17 protein-coding genes, 1 rRNA gene and 1 riboswitch are annotated in these 17,912 nt (G+C 71.1%); of the genes, 5 read left to right on the top strand and 13 right to left on the bottom strand.

Going from position 1 to position 17,912, the window contains the following annotated elements:
• Positions 1–114 precede the first annotated feature (114 nt).
• The 3 genes from ACZ7MF_RS21895 to ACZ7MF_RS21905 all read left to right on the top strand — a co-directional run bounded on the left by ACZ7MF_RS21895 (position 115) and on the right by ACZ7MF_RS21905 (position 2,503).
• Complete coding sequence (locus tag ACZ7MF_RS21895) at positions 115–699, top strand: hypothetical protein (protein WP_471478790.1); 585 nt, start codon at positions 115–117, stop codon at positions 697–699.
• A gap of 299 nt (positions 700–998) precedes the next feature.
• Complete coding sequence (locus ACZ7MF_RS21900; protein ID WP_030401952.1) at positions 999–1,202, top strand: DUF5999 family protein; 204 nt, start codon at positions 999–1,001, stop codon at positions 1,200–1,202.
• Between the two features lie 230 nt (positions 1,203–1,432).
• Positions 1,433–2,503 carry a LacI family DNA-binding transcriptional regulator gene (locus ACZ7MF_RS21905; RefSeq protein ID WP_471478793.1) on the top strand — a complete coding sequence of 357 codons (1,071 nt, stop codon included), beginning with the start codon at positions 1,433–1,435 and terminating at the stop codon, positions 2,501–2,503.
• A 262-nt stretch (positions 2,504–2,765) separates the two neighbouring features.
• Here ACZ7MF_RS21905 and ACZ7MF_RS21910 read toward each other — a convergent pair whose 3' ends face one another.
• Positions 2,766–3,362 (bottom strand): DUF1707 SHOCT-like domain-containing protein, encoded by a 597-nt coding sequence (locus ACZ7MF_RS21910; protein WP_471478795.1) that lies wholly within the window; start codon positions 3,360–3,362, stop codon positions 2,766–2,768.
• A 149-nt stretch (positions 3,363–3,511) separates the two neighbouring features.
• Here ACZ7MF_RS21910 and ACZ7MF_RS21915 point away from each other — a divergent pair, with 149 nt between their 5' ends.
• Positions 3,512–3,931, top strand: a complete 420-nt coding sequence (locus tag ACZ7MF_RS21915) for a TOBE domain-containing protein (protein WP_356862996.1) — start codon at positions 3,512–3,514, stop codon at positions 3,929–3,931.
• Positions 3,932–3,999: 68 nt separating this feature from the next.
• Here ACZ7MF_RS21915 and gcvP read toward each other — a convergent pair whose 3' ends face one another.
• Complete coding sequence (gene gcvP / locus ACZ7MF_RS21920) at positions 4,000–6,885, bottom strand: aminomethyl-transferring glycine dehydrogenase (protein ID WP_471478798.1); 2,886 nt, start codon at positions 6,883–6,885, stop codon at positions 4,000–4,002.
• Between the two features lie 177 nt (positions 6,886–7,062).
• A riboswitch (glycine riboswitch) is annotated at positions 7,063–7,158 on the bottom strand.
• 150 nt (positions 7,159–7,308) lie between these two features.
• Here gcvP and ACZ7MF_RS21925 point away from each other — a divergent pair.
• Positions 7,309–7,692: a PRC-barrel domain-containing protein gene (locus ACZ7MF_RS21925; RefSeq protein ID WP_356862992.1), complete on the top strand. Its 384-nt coding sequence runs from the start codon at positions 7,309–7,311 to the stop codon at positions 7,690–7,692.
• On the opposite strand, the gene ACZ7MF_RS21930 is transcribed toward ACZ7MF_RS21925, so the two are convergent.
• From ACZ7MF_RS21930 to rrf, 11 genes are all read right to left on the bottom strand, one after another.
• Positions 7,602–9,041: a DNA polymerase IV gene (locus tag ACZ7MF_RS21930; RefSeq protein WP_471478800.1), complete on the bottom strand. Its 1,440-nt coding sequence runs from the start codon at positions 9,039–9,041 to the stop codon at positions 7,602–7,604. The genes ACZ7MF_RS21925 and ACZ7MF_RS21930 overlap by 91 nt on opposite strands.
• Before the next feature lie 64 nt (positions 9,042–9,105).
• A complete protein-coding gene (locus tag ACZ7MF_RS21935) occupies positions 9,106–9,792 on the bottom strand; it encodes a MerR family transcriptional regulator (RefSeq protein WP_471478802.1) in 687 nt (228 codons plus the stop codon).
• 163 nt (positions 9,793–9,955) lie between these two features.
• On the bottom strand, positions 9,956–10,429 hold the full coding sequence (locus ACZ7MF_RS21940; protein ID WP_003977444.1) for a bifunctional nuclease family protein: 474 nt from the start codon (positions 10,427–10,429) through the stop codon (positions 9,956–9,958).
• Positions 10,430–10,512: 83 nt separating this feature from the next.
• Positions 10,513–11,253 (bottom strand): transcriptional regulator FtsR, encoded by a 741-nt coding sequence (ftsR, locus tag ACZ7MF_RS21945; protein WP_356862986.1) that lies wholly within the window; start codon positions 11,251–11,253, stop codon positions 10,513–10,515.
• 44 nt (positions 11,254–11,297) lie between these two features.
• Positions 11,298–12,149, bottom strand: coding sequence for an FHA domain-containing protein (locus tag ACZ7MF_RS21950; RefSeq protein WP_471478919.1), 852 nt, complete (start codon positions 12,147–12,149; stop codon positions 11,298–11,300).
• A gap of 148 nt (positions 12,150–12,297) precedes the next feature.
• Entirely contained in the window at positions 12,298–13,152 is an 855-nt protein-coding gene (locus tag ACZ7MF_RS21955) for a DUF881 domain-containing protein (RefSeq protein WP_471478805.1), read from the bottom strand.
• Between the two features lie 5 nt (positions 13,153–13,157).
• The gene (locus ACZ7MF_RS21960; RefSeq protein WP_003977440.1) at positions 13,158–13,490 is read right to left on the bottom strand and encodes a small basic family protein; all 333 of its coding nucleotides are present in this window, start codon (positions 13,488–13,490) and stop codon (positions 13,158–13,160) included.
• On the bottom strand, positions 13,487–14,392 hold the full coding sequence (locus ACZ7MF_RS21965; RefSeq protein WP_471478807.1) for a DUF881 domain-containing protein: 906 nt from the start codon (positions 14,390–14,392) through the stop codon (positions 13,487–13,489). Before ACZ7MF_RS21965 ends, ACZ7MF_RS21960 begins: the two co-directional genes overlap by 4 nt.
• A gap of 99 nt (positions 14,393–14,491) precedes the next feature.
• The gene (locus ACZ7MF_RS21970; protein ID WP_471478809.1) at positions 14,492–16,987 is read right to left on the bottom strand and encodes a sugar phosphate nucleotidyltransferase; all 2,496 of its coding nucleotides are present in this window, start codon (positions 16,985–16,987) and stop codon (positions 14,492–14,494) included.
• Positions 16,988–17,099: 112 nt separating this feature from the next.
• Positions 17,100–17,708, bottom strand: coding sequence for a CDP-alcohol phosphatidyltransferase family protein (locus ACZ7MF_RS21975; RefSeq protein ID WP_471478811.1), 609 nt, complete (start codon positions 17,706–17,708; stop codon positions 17,100–17,102).
• 109 nt (positions 17,709–17,817) lie between these two features.
• Positions 17,818–17,912 (bottom strand): 5S ribosomal RNA (rrf, locus tag ACZ7MF_RS21980); the annotation flags it as partial.

The following is a 17,912-nucleotide window of genomic DNA, read 5'->3' on the forward strand; positions in this document are numbered from 1 at the left end:
CACTTCTCGGTTCCCGGACCCGGCCCCTGCCTCTCCCAGCCCTGTGAGCCGACAGCGTCGTCCGCCCAGCTCCGCCCTCGCGCCACCGTGCCTTCGAATGAGAGGCGACCCATCATGCCCCTGCGTGTCCCCCCGGCCCCCGCGCCCGCCCTGCGCTCCGTCCTCACCGCTCTCTCCTCGCCCACCGCGGTCCGCGAGGCCCGGACCCCCGCCCTGCTCGGCGCCCAGGGACCCGCCACACCCGAACTGCCGCTTCCCGTGCACGTCCTCGACCGGGTCACGACGGAGGGTGCGGCGGCGACGCGGCTGGCCGGCTGGCGGTTCCACATCCGGTTGGGCGACCGGGCGGTGGCGGCGGCGGAGACGATGCTGACCCCCGACGGCTGGGCGTTCTCGCACTTCTTCGAGGGCCCCTACGTCGGCTCGACGGAACGCGCGCTGCGGCAGGCCGAGTCGGTGCCCCAGTCCTACCAGCCGCGCCTCCTGTCGGTGCCCGAGCTGTACATGCTCACGCTGTGGCTGCACGGCGACTGCACGGCGGACGCCGCCGCGGGGCACCCCGCGGCCACCGATCTGCTGGTGCCGCTGGCGCCGGCCCCGCCCGGCATCGCGGCGCACCGGCCGCACCGGGTGGCCGAACTGCTGCCGGTCCTCACGCACCGGCTGACGCCGACGCGGCTGCTGGGTTCTCCCGCCTGACCTGCCCTGTTCCCCGCTCGCCACCCCGTCGCCCCGTCACCCACCCGCGCGGACTAGCCCCATTCGGCCATGCCGAACCATCCGAAGTGACAGTGCAGTTCAGCTGAACCGTCCGCGCGGGTGATGCGTCATCAACCTGTGAGAAGCGGTGCTGCGAAATGCCTGCGGATCGAGGCCCGCGGGGCAACACTGGGTTCCGAACGACTCGACAACGGGGGGCGGCCATGAACGAGGCTTCACGCCGCAGGACAGACAACACAGCGAACTCACCCATCACCACGGACCGAGAGACCCCACTCATGTGTCAGCACCAGCCACCGTGCCCCTCAGCCGTCTCCGCCGACCGGGAGTCCGCCCGTCTCGTGGCGCACCACCCGGAGCAGGGGTGGAGCCTGCTGTGCAACGGTGTCGTCCTCTTCGAGGACACCGGTGAGCTACTGCCGGACGGTCAGGTCATCGCCCCGCACCGTCCCGTCGGCGCGGGCCTGACGACCGCCGCCTGACCACCGGCCGGGCGGGGGTGTCCCCTGCGCCCGGTGCATCACGGGGCCGGCCCGCAGCCACGGCTGTGCACCGGCCCCCACACGTGTCCGGGGCCGGTCACTTTACGTAGTCTGCCCGTCCGGACATGGTGAACGGCCCGGTTTGCGGGTCCGGAACGCCTTCCCCCGAGCACCCGGTTTCCGGAAGACTCCGGGACGTCTGGCGGTCGGCGTCGGCGGAGGTGGGGGAAGTGGCAGCAGACGAGGCCCGGGCCGCAACGGCTTCCGGCCGCCGCGGCAGGGTAACGATCACGGACATCGCCCGCCGCGCGGGCGTCTCGGTCCCGACCGTCTCCCGGGTCGTGAACGGCCGCTCGGACGTGTCGCCCGGGACCAGGGCCCGGGTGGAGGAACTGCTGCGCCGGCACGGTTACCGCAAGCGCGCCGCGGCGCCCGGCCGCCGGGCCGCCCTGATCGACCTGGTCTTCAACGACCTGGACAGCCCCTGGGCCGTGGAGATCATCCGCGGGGTCGAGGAGGTGGCCCACGCCGCCGGGGTCGGCACCGTGGTCTCCGCGATCCACGGACGTTCGGGCGACGCCCGCCAGTGGATGCGCAATCTGCGGGCCCGGGCCTCCGACGGCGTCGTGGTCGTCACCTCCGCCCTGGACCCCGTGCTCCACCAGGAGCTGCGGATCCTCGGCGTGCCGCTGGTGGTCGTCGACCCGGCGGGCGCCCCCGCCCTGGACGTGCCCACCGTCGGCGCCGCCAACCGGTCGGGCGGCCGGGCGGCCACCGAGCATCTGCTGGCGCTGGGACACCGCAGGATCGGGCTGATCGCCGGTCCGCCGCGGCTGCTGTGCTCGCGGGCCCGCCACGACGGCTACCGCGCCGCCCTGGAGGACGCCGGTCTCGCCGTGGACGAGTCGCTGGTCGTCCCCGGGGACTTCCGCCACGAGTCCGGCTTCGCGGCCTGTGCCACCCTGCTGGGCCTGCCCGAGCCGCCGACGGCCGTCTTCGCGGCCAGCGACCAGATGGCGCTCGGCGCGATCGAGGCACTGCGCCGCCGGGGGCTGCGGGTGCCGCAGGACATGAGCGTCGTCGGCTTCGACGACCTTCCGGAGGTCCGCTGGTCGGCCCCGCCCCTGACGACCGTGCGCCAGCCGCTCGCCGACATGGGCAGGGAGGCCGCGCGCACGGTGCTCCGCAGTACTCGCGGCGAACGTCCGGACCCGCCACGGATGGAGCTGGGCACGGAGCTGATCCTCCGCTCCAGCACGGCGCCGCCGCCCCCGCCCGCACCGGCGGCCCCCTCCGGCTGAGGTCTCTCGCTAGGGCCTGTCCGGCGGATCAGGTCGCAGGAAAGCCACGGCACCTCATGGACGCTGGTGAGCGGGGGCGATGGGGGCCCCTCCCGCGCATGGGGGTCCCCCCGCTCGAGCGAAGCCGGGAGTGGGGGAGAAGCCGACCGTGGGGGAGTCGGCAACCGACGACAACGCCGCTGGGGGTACCTCCCACGCGTTTGGGGCAGTGGGGGAGGGCGTGCCAGACCCCGCGTCTGCGGCATGATCCGCCGGACAGGCCCTAGGCCCGGCGCCCGAGCCTGCGGCGCGGCGTGCGCACCACGACCTGGCCCCAGCTGATCGCCCCCGTGATCTCCACCCTCAGCTCCACGGGCGCCCCGGTGTCGACGCTCCGCGGCGTCTTCACCTCGGCGTAACTGGTCACCAGGGAGTCGGTGTCCACCACGATGCCGGGCCGGGTCACGACCCTCAGCGCCCCGGCCCGCATGTCCAGGTCGATGTGGAGGGTGTCGTGCGCGATCACGGCGCGGGCGAGGTCGAGGGTCACCTCGCCCCAGGCCGACCGGATCTCCATCCGCCGCGGGACCACCCAGCCCTCGCCCCGCCGGGTGGACGCCCCCTCCTGCTCGATGCGGACGACGTCCTTGGCCGCGACGACCGGGTGGCCGTCGACAGCCGTCGGCAGGTCGGCGGTGAGGGCGGCGAGCTCCCGCTGGGTGCGCGCGGTGAGCGCCGCGCCCACCCGCTCGTCCAGCTCCTCCGGGGTCAGCCGGCCGTCGCCGGCGGCGGCGCTCAGGAGGTCCACGGCCCGGTCCCGGTCCGTGTGCGAAGCCCGGAGTGCGGGCATCCCGCCGTCCGGTGAGGGCTGCACCGACATAGCTCGACCCCGATCTCCCCGGGGCGTCCCGCGACCACCCCATCCACTGCGGCACACTAACGCTATATCGCGTTATACCCAACGGCCAACCCCACGTCCGCCGGCTCTTCCCCGCGGCGCAACGCCCTGCACCGGGCTACGGTGCCCCCATGAGCCTGAGCATCCGCAACCAGCTCCCCGGCACCGTCACCGCCGTCACCCCGGGCGAGGCCATGGCGACGGTCGCCGTCCGCCTCTCCGGCGGCCAGGACCTCACCGCGGCGATCACCCGGGAGGCCGCCGAGGACCTCGCGCTCGCCCCCGGCACCGCCGTGCGGGCCCTGGTGAAGTCCACCGAGGTGGCTCTGGCCACCGGGCGCGTGGACGGCCTGTCCATCCGCAACCGGCTGCCGGGCACGGTCACCGCCCTCACCACCGGCGCCGCGATGGCCGCGGTCGCGGTCGCCGTCGAGGGCGCCGAGCTGACCGCGGCCGTCACCCGGCAGGCCGCCGACGACCTGGGACTGTCCGTGGGTGTTCCCGTCGTCGCGCTGGTCAAGTCGACGGAGGTGTCGCTCGCCACGGCCTGAGACGCCGAGAGGCCCCGTCCGGACACCGCGGCCCGGACGGGGCCTCTCTCTCGCTTCCGCGGCGGGACTCAGTCCTCGTACGCGTCCAGCGGCGGGCAGGAGCAGACCAGGTTCCGGTCGCCGTAGGCCTGGTCGATGCGGCGCACCGGCGGCCAGTACTTGTCGGCGGCGGACACACCGGCCGGGAAGACGGCCTCCTCGCGGGTGTACGCGTGGTCCCACTCACCGCCGAGCGCGTCCGCGGTGTGCGGGGCGCCGCGCAGCGGGTTGTCGTCCGCCGGCCAGGCGCCGGAGCCGACCTTCTCGATCTCCGCGCGGATGACGATCATCGCCTCGCAGAACCGGTCCAGCTCGGCCAGGTCCTCGGACTCGGTCGGCTCGATCATCAGCGTGCCGGCCACCGGGAAGGACATCGTCGGCGCGTGGAAGCCGTAGTCGATCAGCCGCTTGGCGACGTCGTCCACGCTGACGCCGGTGGCCTTGGTCAGCGGGCGCAGGTCGATGATGCACTCGTGCGCGACCAGCCCGCCGGGGCCGTTGTAGAGCACCGGGAAGTGCGGCTCCAGGCGCTTGGCGATGTAGTTGGCGGACAGCACGGCCACCTGCGTGGCGCGCTTGAGGCCCTCGCCGCCCATCAGCCGCACGTACGACCAGGAGATCGGCAGGATGCCGGCCGAGCCCCACGGGGCCGCCGAGATCGGTCCGACGCCCGTCTGCGGACCGGCCGCGGGCTGCATCGGGTGGTTGGGCAGGTACGGCGCCAGGTGCGACCGTACGCCCACCGGGCCCACGCCGGGACCGCCGCCGCCGTGCGGGATGCAGAAGGTCTTGTGCAGGTTCAGGTGGGAGACGTCGCCGCCGAAGTGACCGGGCTTGGCGAGGCCGACCAGGGCGTTCAGGTTGGCGCCGTCCACGTAGACCTGGCCGCCCGCCTCGTGCACCTGCGCGCAGATGTCGGCCACGTGCTCCTCGAACACGCCGTGCGTGGACGGGTAGGTGATCATCAGCACGGCCAGCTCGTCGCGGTGCTTCTCGATCTTGGCCCGCAGGTCCTCGACGTCGATCTCGCCGTCCTCGGCGGTCTTGACGACGACGACCTTCATGCCGGCCATCACGGCGCTGGCGGCGTTGGTGCCGTGCGCGGAGGACGGGATGAGGCAGACGGTGCGCTGCTCGTCGCCGTTGGCCCGGTGGTAGCCGCGTACGGCGAGCAGGCCGGCGAACTCGCCCTGCGACCCGGCGTTGGGCTGGAGCGAGACCTTGTCGTACCCGGTGACCTCGGCGAGCCGCTCCTCCAGCTCACGGATGAGGGTGAGGTAGCCCTGCGCCTGCTCGGCGGGCGCGAAGGGGTGCAGCGCGCCGAACTCGGGCCAGGTGACCGGCTCCATCTCGGTGGTCGCGTTGAGCTTCATGGTGCAGGAGCCCAGCGGGATCATGCCGCGGTCCAGCGCGTAGTCCCGGTCGGCGAGGCGGCGCAGGTAGCGCAGCATCGCGGTCTCGGAGCGGTGCTGGTGGAAGACGGGGTGGGTCAGGAAGTCGTCGGTGCGCAGCAGCGCCTCGGGCAGCGTCTCCCCGGCCTCCGCGTCCAGCGACTCGATGTCGCCCTCCACGCCGAAGGCGTGCCACACGCCGCCGACCTGGGCGCGCGTGGTGGTCTCGTCGCAGGCGAACGACACGTGGTCGGCGTCGACGAGCCGCAGGTTGACGCCGTTCTCGCGGGCGGCGTGGACGACCTCGCCTGCCCGGCCGGGCACCCGCGCGGTGACGGTGTCGAAGTAGGCGCCGTGGACGATCTCGACGCCGCCCGCGGTGAGGCCGGCGGCGGTGATCGTGGCGTACCGGTGGGTGCGGCGGGCGATGGCCCGCAGGCCCTCGGGGCCGTGGTAGACGGCGTACATGCCGGCCATGACGGCGAGCAGCACCTGCGCGGTGCAGATGTTGCTGGTGGCCTTCTCGCGGCGGATGTGCTGCTCGCGGGTCTGCAGGGCCAGGCGGTAGGCCTTGTTGCCGTCGGCGTCCACGGAAACGCCGACCAGGCGGCCGGGGAGGCTGCGGGCGAACTTCTCGTGCACCGCCATGTAACCGGCGTGCGGTCCGCCGAAGCCCATCGGCACGCCGAAGCGCTGGGTGGTGCCCACCGCGATGTCCGCGCCCAGCTCGCCGGGCGAGGTGAGCAGGGTGAGGGCGAGCAGGTCGGCGGCGACGGTGACGAGCGCGCCGAGCTCGTGCGCCCGGTCGATCACCGGCTTGATGTCGCGGACGGCTCCGGAGGCGCCCGGGTACTGGAGCAGGACGCCGTTGATCTCCCGCTCCGCGACCTCGGCGGGGATGCCCTCGCTCAGGTCGGCGACGACGACCTCGACGCCGGTCGGCTCGGCACGGGTCTGTATCACCGCGACGGTCTGCGGCAACGCGTCCGCGTCGACCAGGAACAGGCCCTTCTTGTTCTTGCCCATGCGCCGGGACAGCGCCATCGCCTCGGCGGCGGCGGTGCCCTCGTCGAGCAGCGAGGCACCGGAGGTGGGCAGGCCGGTCAGCTCGGCGACCATCGTCTGGAAGTTCAGCAGGGCTTCGAGACGGCCCTGGGAGATCTCCGGCTGGTAGGGCGTGTACGCCGTGTACCAGGACGGGTTCTCCATGACGTTGCGCAGGATCACCGGCGGGGTGAAGGTGCCGTAGTAGCCGAGGCCGATCATGGAGTCGAGGACCTGGTTGCGATCGGCCAGCGAGCGGAGCTCGGCCAGCACCTCGGCCTCGGAGCGCGCGCCCGGCAGGTCCAGCGCGTCGGCGTTCTTGATCACATCCGGCACCGCGGCGGCCGTCAGTTCGTCGAGCGAACCGTAACCGACCTGCGCGAGCATCTTGGCCCGGGCCTCGTGGTCGGGGCCGATGTGGCGCTGCTCGAAGGGCATGGCCTGTTCGAGTTCGGAGAGCGGAGTGCGATGGGCGGTCATTGCGGAGGCCTCCTGGTCTGACGACCTTCGAGGGGCACCACGGCGCGGGTACCCGGACGGCCTCCCCCTCTGTCATCTCAACCTGAGAGCTTCACCGGGCGAGCCCTGGGGCTCTCCCGGCTTTCACCGTCGGTGAGAGCGGAAGCCGTCGACACCCGCCCTGCTTTCCAGAGTGACCTCGTCCGTGCGGTACGTGAGCCTGAGAGATTCCGGGGAGGATTTGCTCCTTCGGCGCCTCCGGTGGTGTCCGGAGGACTCTCCCGCGCGGGGTCAGCAGCCGTTTGCCAGCGTACCAGCGAGGTCGCCGCACGGACTTCGAGTGGCCGACCGGGCACTTGTGCCCTTTTGTAGTACTTACGGATGATTAGGCGGCTGGTGTGCGAGCCCAGTCCGGCCCAGTGGTGCGATCAAGTGGAGGGCCCCGTGCGTACTGACATCGATCCGCGGAACCTGATCGGCCGCAAGGCGTTCGACCGCGACGGCACCAGGATCGGCACCGTGGACGAGGTCTACCTCGACGATGCCACCGGCGTCCCCGAGTGGGCGGCGATACGAACCGGTCTCTTCAGCAGGGACGCCTTCGTCCCGCTGGAGCCCAGCGAGCTGGTCGACGGCACCCTGCGCGTGCCCTTCGACCGGGCGCTGATCAAGGAGGCACCCGACTTCGGCGTCGGCCGCCACCTCTCGCCCGAGCAGGAACTCCAGCTCTACCACCACTACGGCTTGGACGTGGCGGCCGCTCCCCCGCCTCCCGACCACGACTTCGGCAAGCTGGCCGGCAAGGGCAAGGGCCCCGACGAGGGCTGACCCGCCCCGTCCTCCGCGTCGGCGACCAGCGGCAGCGGATCCGCGGGCGTCAGCTCCGGGTCGTCCACCGCGAAGGTCCGCACCCGCCCGACCTCCGAGTACGGCGTCTCGAACCGCACGGTGACCCGCCCGAGACCACTGCCCTGCACCCAGCCGTGCCCCAGCTCCGTGTGCCGCACGTCGTGCCCCGCCGGCCACCGCCGCTCGGCGGGCGAGGGTCTGTGCTCCTCGGCGGGCTCGGTCTCGGGCTGCTCGGCCGATTCCTCGGCCCGGTCCCCCGCAGCCTGGGCGAACAGGTCCTCCTGCGTGTAGTCGGCGAGCCCGCTGACCCCCACCCCGAGCAGCCGCACGCCGCCCGTGGTGTCCACCGAGTCCAGCAGTCGGGCCGCCGCCTCGCGCACCACGGCGGGGTCGTCGGTGGGCCCGCGCAGGGTCTCGGAGCGGGTCAGCGTGGAGAAGTCGTATCTGCGCACCTTGAGCACGATGGTCCGCCCGGACAGACCGGAGCCGCGAAGGCGCCGCACGCAGCGGTCCGCCAGCCGTCCCACCTCGACGCCGACCCGCACCCGGTCGTGGATGTCCACGTCGTAGGTGTCCTCCACGGACACCGACTTGGTCTCCCGCTCGGCCACCACCGGCCGCTCGTCCCGCGCCAGCGCCATGGCGTACAGGGCGTGGCCGTGTGCCTTGCCCAGCAGCCGCACCAGCTCGTCCTCGCCCGCCTCGGCGATCTCGCCGACCGTGGTGATCCCCGCCCGCCGCAGGTGGTCACCCGTGGCCGGTCCCACCCCGGGCAGCGTCCGCACGGTCATCGGCTCCAGCATGGCCCGCTCGGTGCCCGGCGGGATGAGCACCAGTCCGTCGGGCTTGGCCGCCTCCGAGGCGATCTTGGCGAGCATCTTGGAGGCGGCGAGGCCCACGGACCCGGTGAGGCCGGTGACGGTGCGGATGTCCGTGCGCAGCTTCGCCCCGGTCACTCGCGCCGACTCCGCGTCCCGGGCCGCCCCGCCCGCGTCCAGGTCCACGAAGGCCTCGTCCAGGCTCAGCGGCTCCACCAGCGGCGACAGCTCCCGCAGCAGCCGCATCACCTGCTCGCTGATCGACCGGTAGAGCTCGAAGCGCGGCACGAGGTAGGCGGCGTGCGGCGCGAGCCTGCGGGCCTGGCCCATCGGCATCGCGGAGTGCACCCCGAACACCCGCGCCTCGTACGAGCAGGTGGCGACCACACCGCGCGGTCCGAGGCCGCCCACCACGACGGCCTTCCCGCGCAGGCTCGGCTTGGACGCCTGCTCCACCGAGGCGAAGAAGGCGTCCATGTCGAGATGCAGGATCGTGGGCGCGGTTCTCACATCTCCGATGCTGCCCTACGCCACTGACAATGCCGTCACCGGACGGCTCCGGGGCGCGGCGGGGTCAGACCGCCCGGTTGTTGCGCCGCCGGGCCAGCTCGTCGGCCGGATTGTGCCCGACCAGGGTCTCCCCCGTGTCGATCCGCTCACCGTGCAGCTGGGACAGCGCGCTCTCCACGTCCCGCCACACCACGCCGACGGCGATCCCGAAGATGCCCTGCCCGCCCTGGAGCAGTGCGTGCACCTCCTCGGGCGAGGTGCACTCGTAGACGGTGGCGCCGTCGCTCATCAGCGTCATCCGCTCCAGGTCGCGGAAGCCGCGCTCCCTGAGGTGCTGGACGGCGGTGCGGATGTTCTGCAGGGACACACCGGTGTCGAGGAAACGCTTGACGATCTTCAGCACGGCCACGTCGCGGAAGCTGTACAGCCGCTGCGTCCCGGATCCGTGCGCGGGCCGCACGCTGGGCTCGACGAGGCCCGTGCGCGCCCAGTAGTCGAGTTGCCGGTAGGTGATACCGGCGGCCGCGCAGGCCGTCGGCCCGCGGTAGCCGATCTGCTCGGACGCCATGGACGTCGCCCCTCCGCTGGTCGGCACGGCTGCCGGTCGCTGCGGACCGGGATCGGCCGCAACACCGTGCTGGGCGTGGCCCGCGCCTGCGCGAAGCCGGGAGCCCTGGGGAGGGTACGGCCCGCCTGCCCCGAGGCTGTGCCCGGGGCCACCCCCAACCGTACCGTCGCCGCTGATTCTCACGCCGACCTCCGTCCTTGACCTGCCTCCTCGAAGGTAGGCAGTCACCAAGGGTGCGTCAACGATCGCCACACTCGGCACGCCGAGTGATAATCACCCTACGAGTGGTTTCCCGTGTCCCATCCCGGGAAAGGCTAGCCGGATGTGCCCGGACGGGCCCCGCGTCTCACTGATTGCTGGTCCCGAAGTCCTCGGGCGAGATCTGGTCGAGGAACTCGCGGAACTTCTCCACCTCGTCCTCCTGCTCGTCCGGAATGGCGATACCGGCGTCGTCGAGGACCGTGTCGCTGCCGTAGATCGGCGTACCGGTGCGCAGGGCCAACGCTATGGCGTCGGACGGCCTGGCACTGACCTCGACCCCGCTCGCGAAGACCAGCTCGGCGTAGAAGACCCCGTCGCGCAGGTCGGTGATGCGTACTTCGGAGAGCTCCTGGCCGACGGCTTCCAGCACGTCCTTGAAGAGGTCGTGGGTCAGCGGCCGTGCGGGAGCCATGCCCTGCTGGGCGAAGGCGATCGCCGTCGCCTCCCCCGGTCCGATCCAGATGGGAAGGTAACGGTCGCCGCCCACCTCGCGCAGCAGCACGATCGGCTGGTTGGAGGGCATCTCGACCCGGACACCTACGACATCGAGCTCGTTCACACAGCAACCCTAGGCCGTGCCCGGGACGTTTGGGTAGTCGGGCCGGGATCGGGTGGGCGATCCGGGTCGCCGGTCCGCCCGTTTCAGGGCAGCCGCACGCCCAGAGCGGTCTGCACCAGCGCCGCGTGCAGTTTCACCGCGAGTCCCGCCAGCTCCTTGGTGCGGGCTTCCGCGTGTGCCCTGGTCTGGGGGTTGCGGTGGCGCTTCAGCGGGGCCACCACCTGGTCGACGAGCCCGGCCTCGCGGTCGGCGGCGGCCTTCATCACCCGCAGGTGCCGCGGTTCGATCCCGAACCGCCCCAGCTGCACCACCAGCGACGCCACGGTGACCGCCTCGGCGTCGTAGGCCCCGTCGGGCAGTGGGACGAGGAGCCCGTACGACTCCCACTCCTTCAGCTCCTGCTCGCCGATCCCGGCCGTGGCGAGCAGCTCGTCCCGCCCGATCCGGGCCACCGTCGGGCTCTCGGCGGGCTCGGGCGCGGCCGCCTCCCCGTCCCGCTGCCGGCCGACCCGCGGCAGCGCCACGGCCTCGCCGCGCTCGACGGCGTCCAGGTGCTCACGGATCACCTTGAGCGGCAGATAGTGGTCCCGCTGCATGCGCAGCACCTGGCCGAGGCGCTCGACGTCGTGCGCACTGAACTTGCGATACCCGGCCGGGGTCCGCCGCGGCTCGACGAGACCCTCCGACTCCAGGAAACGGATCTTGGAGATGGTGACGTCGGGGAACTCGTCACGCAGCGCGTTCAGCACTGCGCCGATGCTCATCAGCCCACTGTCCGTGGCGGCGGCGCCTTGCCCGGCACCGCCGCTCGGTGTTTGAAACATGGACCTTCCCTGGAGGTTCCCCGGGCGGACGGCCCGGGGGCGGGTCAGTAACCCCGCTGGCTCGCGTAGAACACCAGCCGGTACTTGCCGATCTGCACCTCGTCACCGTTGGACAGGGCGACCTGGTCGATGCGCTCCCGGTTGACATAGGTGCCGTTCAGGCTGCCGACGTCGGCGACCGTGAAGGAACCGTCCGGGCTGCGGCGGAACTCCACGTGCCGGCGCGAGACCGTCACGTCGTCCAGGAAGATGTCGCTCTGCGGATGACGCCCGGCGGTGGTCAGCTCGCCGTCCAGCAGGAAGCGGCTGCCCGAGTTCGGACCGCGGCGCACGACCAGGAGGGCGGAGCCCAGCGGCAGCGCGTCCACGGCCGCCTGCGCCTCGGGAGAGAGCGCCGGCATCGCCGTCTGGCCGGTGACCTCGGCGTCGTAGGCCTCCAGACCGGAGATGGAGATCGTGGAGGTCGTCTCGGAGGCACGCTCCGGGACCGCGCCGGGCCGCAGCGGAGCACCGCAGTTGGAGCAGAAACGGCTGTTCTCCGCGTTGCGGTTGCCGCACCTCGTACAGACCAGGGCCGACATGGACGGATCCTCCTGCCGCGACTGCCCCGCCGGGGCGTTCGACGCGTACGGGTCGGGGGTGAACCCTCCACCCGCACCCGGGGCCGAGGGCTGGCCGAAACCTATGCCGCCGGACTGAGCAGGGTCAACAGACGGCGCGCCCGGACCACCCACCTGGTCCCGGTACATCGGGCGTCGGCCCTCCGCCTCGGGCTGTGCGCGATGGCGGGCGGTCGCGTTGTCGCCGCTGCCCTCTCGCGCGCTCTTGCCGAACAACTTCGCAAACAACTTCACGGGCGATTCCCCTTGACCGAAACAGACCCGCCCGTGGGGCAGGACGAACCCTTACTGAACGCACTGGCCGACCCGGACACCTTCACAACGTCCGTCTCCACCAGACAGTTTCCACCACGCACCACCCAATCGGTGCGCCGACCCCCCGCAACCTCATGCCCTCGCCGGACGCCCCCCATGCACCGCCGGTTCACTGGGAGGACGACCGAGCGTAGTCAGGCCGCTCCGCCGCTCGCAAGGCGTCCACGACGATCTTGCTCGACCGCTCAACAGTAACGGTGGCCTGTTCCTTCTCCAGAGTCTGCACCACTCCTCCAGGAATGTTGAGAGCCGGTTCGAGGTCCTGCGGCTTGCCGATGACCTGGAAACGATACGGCGCGTTGATCTTGTTCCCGTCGACGCTGACGGAGTTGTCGGCGTCCGCGAGATAGGTGCCGGCCACCACCCGTACACCGTTCACCTGGATCGCCTCCGCACCCGCCGCGCGCAGCTCCTGGATGGCGTCGAGCAGCATGTCCGCCTCGACCGTCCCCTTCGTGTCCTCGATGGTCACCGTGATGCCGGGCCCCTGCGCGGCCACGGTGCCCGCGAGGATGCCCAGTTGCCGCTCCTTCTCGAGCGTCTGCTTGCGGGCCTCCTCCGCCTGGTCGGAGCTGTTCTCCAGCTCGTCGCGCTGCTTCTCGAGGCCCTGCTTCTCGTCTTCAAGACGCTGAGTACGGTCGTCCAGTTCATCCAGGATGCGGACCAGATCCTCCTGGCGGGCGCCCCGCAGCGCGCTGTCGCTGTCACTGTTGGACGCCACCTGGACCGCGAGGCCGAACCCGAGCCCGAACAGCAGCAGGGCGACGATCAGTTGGGCCCGCGTCAGGCGCGGCGGCCACAGCCCCTTCAGGAGCCGCTGCCTGCCGGTCACTCCGTTCCGCTCCCCCTGCGCGGCCCCCGTCACGCCGCCCGCGGCGTCGTCCGCCGACGCGGACCGCGACGGCGGCACCTCGTCCGGCAGCTCCTTGCGCAGCCTGTTCGCGGGCTGCTCGTCGTCGCTCATCGGCCTCACGCCCGGAAGACGTGGCGTCGGATCGCCGCGGCGTTGGAGAAGATACGGATGCCCAGGACCACCACGACCCCGGTGGACAGCTGGGCTCCGACACCCAACTTGTCGCCCAGGAACACGATCAGTGCGGCCACGACCACGTTCGACAGGAACGACACCACGAAGACCTTGTCGTCGAAGATGCCGTCGAGCATGGCCCTCAGCCCGCCGAACACGGCGTCCAGCGCCGCCACGACGGCGATCGGCAGATACGGCTCCACGGCCGCCGGCACCTCGGGCCGGACCAGCAATCCGGCCACGACTCCCACGACGAGGCCCAGTACGGCGATCACGATGTGCCCTTCTCGGTTATCGGCTGTGCTGTACGTACGATCACACTCGGTGCGGCCGGCAGCTTGAGGTCGTCCGCGACGGAGATGGCGGTCCGGATGCCGTAGCTCTCCTCCAGGGCATGCAGGTACAGCCCGTCCGCGCTGTCCTGGAAGCCCCTGCTCAGCCGCTCGCCGTCGCCCACCGCGAGCACCGTGTACGGCGGCACCAACGGCCTGTTGTCGACCAGTATCGCGTCACCGGCGGCCCTGACCGCCGACAGCGCGGTCAGCCGCTGTCCGTTGATGGAGACCGCCTCGGCGCCCGACTCCCACAACCCGTTCACCACGCGCTGCATGTCCCGGTCCCGCACCCGCCCGGTGTCGGAGAACCCGGAGGTGCCGCGCGGCTGCCCGTCGGCCCCCGTACCGACGTCCTTGGCATCGTTCACCACGAGCTTCACGCCGGGGCCGTGCACCTCCACCGCGCCCGACAGGATCCCCACCAGGTCGGACCGGTCGCCGTCGCCGCTCTTCTCCAACGCCTCGCGCCGGCGGGCGTCCACGTCGTCGCGCAGCTCGTCGACGCTCTTCTCCAGCTCGTCGGCCGCCGAGGTCTCCCCCTCTATGCGGTCGACGAGCTCCTCACGCTCCTTCGCGACGACGGGGGCGGCGACCCGTGCCTGGGCCGCCCCGACCGTCACGACCAGGGCGGCGAGGACCAGACCGGCCGCCAGGCCCAGCTTGGCACGCAGCGTCTTGGGCAGGCCCCCGCTGCCGTCGGCCTTCTTCCGCGCGGCGGCCTCGGCGTATCCGTCGTCGAGGCTGTGGTCCATGACGTTCGTGAGCAGGGACATGGACGCGTCCGGGCGCGCGGGCCGCGTCGGTGTGCTCCGAACGGGGGGTGGCTGCGGCATGCCGCACATCGTCGCACGCCACCGCCACTACCTCCGAACGGCCCCATCGGCGTGCCGGACCGGCCCCCTTGGGGACACTTGTCCGGCACGCGCGCGTGCGGTGTGTTTTCAGCGGCCCGCGCTGTCCACCACCGCGGCCCACTCGTCCAGCAGGGCCTGCGCGGAGGCGTCGTCGGGGCCCTCGGCCCACAGATGGGTGACCGCCTCCGCGGGATCGGGCAGGACCATCACCCAGCGCCCGTCGGTCTCGACCACCCGCACCCCGTCCGTGGTGTCCACGAACCGGTCTCCGGCCGCCTCGACGACCCGCCGCATCACCAGGCCCTTGACCGCCCACGGAGTGGCCAGATCACGCTTGAGGACGTGGGCCCGCGGGATCCGCGCGTCGATCTGGCTCAGCGTGAGCTGCGTGCGCGCGACCAGCCCGATCAGCCGCACGAAGGCCGCCGTGCCGTCGTACACACTGCTGAACTCGGGGACGATGAAGCCGCCCTTGCCATCTCCGCCGAAGATCGCGCCTTCCTCGCCCCCCACCCGCGTCAGGTCGTCCGGGGAGGTGGTCGTCCACTCGACCTGCGTGCCGTGGTACGCGGCGACCTGCTCGGCGATCCTTGTGGTCGTCACCGGGAGCGCCACCCGACCGCTGCGCCGTTCGGCCGCGATCAGGTCCAGCATGACCAGCAGCGCCCGGTCGTCCTCGATGATGCGGCCCTTCTCGTCGACGAGCGACAGCCGTTCACCGACGGGGTCGAACCGCACACCGAACGCGGCCCGCGAGGACGCCACGATCTCCCCGAGGCGCACCAGACCGGACCGCCGCATGTCGGCCGACTCGGTGGGCCTGGCCTCGTCGAGGCCGGGATTGATCGTCAGCGAGTCGACACCGAGCTTCCCGAGCAGGCTGGGCAGCACCAGCCCCGCGCTGCCGTTGGAGGCGTCGACGACCACCTTGAGCCCGGACTCCGCGATGCCGGTGATGTCGACGTTGCGCAGCAGTGACCCGGTGTACGAGTCGAACACGCTGGACGGGAAGTGCAGGTCCCCGATCTCGCCGGGAAACGCCCGCCGGTACTCCTGGCGCGCGAACACCCGGTCCAGCTTCCGCTGGCTGCCCTGCGACAGGTCGGCGCCCTGGCCGTCGAAGAACATGATGTCGACGGAGTCCGGCACACCCAGGGTGGTCCGGATCATGATCCCGCCGGCACTGCCCCGCGCGGTCTGCTGCCGTGCCACGGGCAGGGGTACGTTCTCCAGGTCGCGTACGTCGATGGCGCTGGCCTGCAGTGCGGAGATCACCGCCCGCTTCAGCGCACGGGCGCCACGGGAGTGGTCGCGGGCCGTGGTGACGGTGGACCCCTTCTTCAGGGTCGTCGCGTACGCACCGGCCAGCCGCACGGCCAGCTCCGGAGTGATCTCCACGTTCAGGATGCCGGAGACCCCGCGCGCACCGAAGAGATGCGCCTGCCCGCGGGACTCCCAGATCACCGAGGTGTTGACGAAGGCACCGGCCTCGATGGTCTTGAACGGGTAGACCCGCACATTGCCCTGGATGATCGATTCTTCACCGACCAGGCACTCGTCGCCGATGACCGCGCCGTCCTCGATCCGCGCGGCGCGCATGATGTCGGTGTTCTTGCCGACCACGCAGCCCCGCAGATTGCTGTGCGGTCCGACGTACACGTTGTCGGCGACCACGGCCTTGTGCAGGAAGGCGCCGCTCTTGACGACGACGTTCGACCCGATCACCGTGTGTTCGCGGATCTCCGCGCCGGACTCGACCTTCGCGTAGTCGCCGACGTACAGGGGCCCGCGCAGCACCGCGTCGGGATGCACCTCCGCGCCCTCGGCCACCCAGACGCCGGGCGAGATCTCGAAGCCGTCGATGTCGACGTCGACCTTGCGCTCCAGAACGTCGGCCTGGGCCTTCACATAGCTCTCGTGGGTACCGACGTCCTCCCAGTAGCCCTCGGCGACATAGCCGTAGACGGGCTTGCCTTCCTTCATCAACTGCGGGAAGACGTCACCGGACCAGTCCACGGGCACATCGGGGTCGACATAGTTGAAGACCTCGGGCTCCATGACGTAGATCCCGGTGTTCACGGTGTCGGAGAAGACCTGGCCCCAGGTGGGCTTCTCCAGGAAGCGCTCGACCTTGCCCTCTTCGTCGACGATGGTGATGCCGAATTCCAGCGGGTTGGGCACGCGCGTCAGACACACGGTGACGAGCGAGCCCTTTTCCTTGTGGAAATTGATCAGGTCGGTGAGGTCGAAGTCGGTCAGGGCATCGCCGGAAATGACGAGGAAGGCATCGTCCTTCAATGCCTCCTCGGCGTTCTTGACGCTTCCGGCGGTACCGAGTGGCTTCTCCTCGTTGGCATAGGTGAGCTCCATTCCGAGCTCCTCGCCGTCACCGAAGTAGTTCTTGACCAGCGAGGCCAGGAACTGGACGGTCACGACGGTCTCGTTGAGCCCATGCCTTTTGAGCAGCCGAAGAACGTGCTCCATGATCGGCCGGTTGACCACCGGCAGGAGCGGCTTGGGCATGCTCGAGGTCATGGGACGAAGGCGGGTGCCTTCGCCTCCAGCCATCACGACGGCCTTCATGTCGGAAGCGTCCTCCTCTGAGAGACGACGGTTTAGCCGACTTCACCCGTCCAGGGTCCCGCACTTTTGCAGCGCGGGCCATCCGGCCACCGGGACCGCACAATCAGCGAGTTCAATCGGCTGCGACGTCCGCACGAACCAGGCGGCGGACCTGCACCACGTAGAGAACACCTGCCCACCAATACAGGGTTGTACCCCATCCGGCGAACGCCCATCCGAAGACGGCGGCGAGTGACGCGATCCATCCGCTGCCGTCGCTGAGCAGAAGCAGGGGGAAGGCGTACATGAGGTTGAAGGTGGCGGCCTTGCCCAGGAAGTTCACCTGCGGCGGCGGATAGCCGTGCCGCCGGAGGATGCCCACCATCACCAGCAGCATCGCTTCCCTGGCAAGCAGTACAAGGGTCAACCAGAGCGGGAGAATCTCGCGCCAGGTGAGACCCACCAGCGTGGAGAGGATATAGAGCCGGTCAGCCGCCGGGTCCAGGAGTCGGCCGAGGTTGCTGATCTGATTCCAGCGCCGCGCGAGCTTTCCGTCCAGGTAGTCGCTGACCCCGCTCAGAGCCAGCACCAACAGCGCCCAGCCGTCGCTCTGCGGGCCGCCGAACTCGGGCCGCAGGATGAGCCACAGGAACAGGGGCACGCCGGCCAGGCGCGCCATGCTGAGGATGTTCGGGATGGTGAGGACCCGGTCGGTCTGCACGCGGGTCTCCTGGACCTCCACGCGGGGGCCTCCTGGGGGAAACGAGCCAATGATGCTCACTGACCTTACCTCAACGCAAAAAAGCTCTGGCTCTCGGGCTGCATGCCCAAGAGCCAGAGCTCTAAAAGGAGTTCGGCGGCGTCCTACTCTCCCACAGGGTCCCCCCTGCAGTACCATCGGCGCTGTAAGGCTTAGCTTCCGGGTTCGAAATGTAACCGGGCGTTT

It is taken from the genome of Streptomyces sp. NPDC111628, from assembly GCF_055635195.1.

Bases quoted from the DNA above. Each gene is read 5' to 3' on its own strand.
- gcvP (WP_471478798.1), bottom strand. From the start codon at position 6,885: ATGACCGCCCATCGCACTCCGCTCTCCGAACTCGAACAGGCCATGCCC.
- ftsR (WP_356862986.1), bottom strand. From the start codon at position 11,253: ATGTTTCAAACACCGAGCGGCGGTGCCGGGCAAGGCGCCGCCGCCACG.
- ACZ7MF_RS21915 (WP_356862996.1), top strand. From the start codon at position 3,512: ATGAGCCTGAGCATCCGCAACCAGCTCCCCGGCACCGTCACCGCCGTC.
- ACZ7MF_RS21895 (WP_471478790.1), top strand. From the start codon at position 115: ATGCCCCTGCGTGTCCCCCCGGCCCCCGCGCCCGCCCTGCGCTCCGTC.
- ACZ7MF_RS21900 (WP_030401952.1), top strand. From the start codon at position 999: ATGTGTCAGCACCAGCCACCGTGCCCCTCAGCCGTCTCCGCCGACCGG.
- ACZ7MF_RS21965 (WP_471478807.1), bottom strand. From the start codon at position 14,392: ATGTGCGGCATGCCGCAGCCACCCCCCGTTCGGAGCACACCGACGCGG.
- ACZ7MF_RS21970 (WP_471478809.1), bottom strand. From the start codon at position 16,987: ATGAAGGCCGTCGTGATGGCTGGAGGCGAAGGCACCCGCCTTCGTCCC.
- ACZ7MF_RS21955 (WP_471478805.1), bottom strand. From the start codon at position 13,152: ATGAGCGACGACGAGCAGCCCGCGAACAGGCTGCGCAAGGAGCTGCCG.
- ACZ7MF_RS21910 (WP_471478795.1), bottom strand. From the start codon at position 3,362: ATGTCGGTGCAGCCCTCACCGGACGGCGGGATGCCCGCACTCCGGGCT.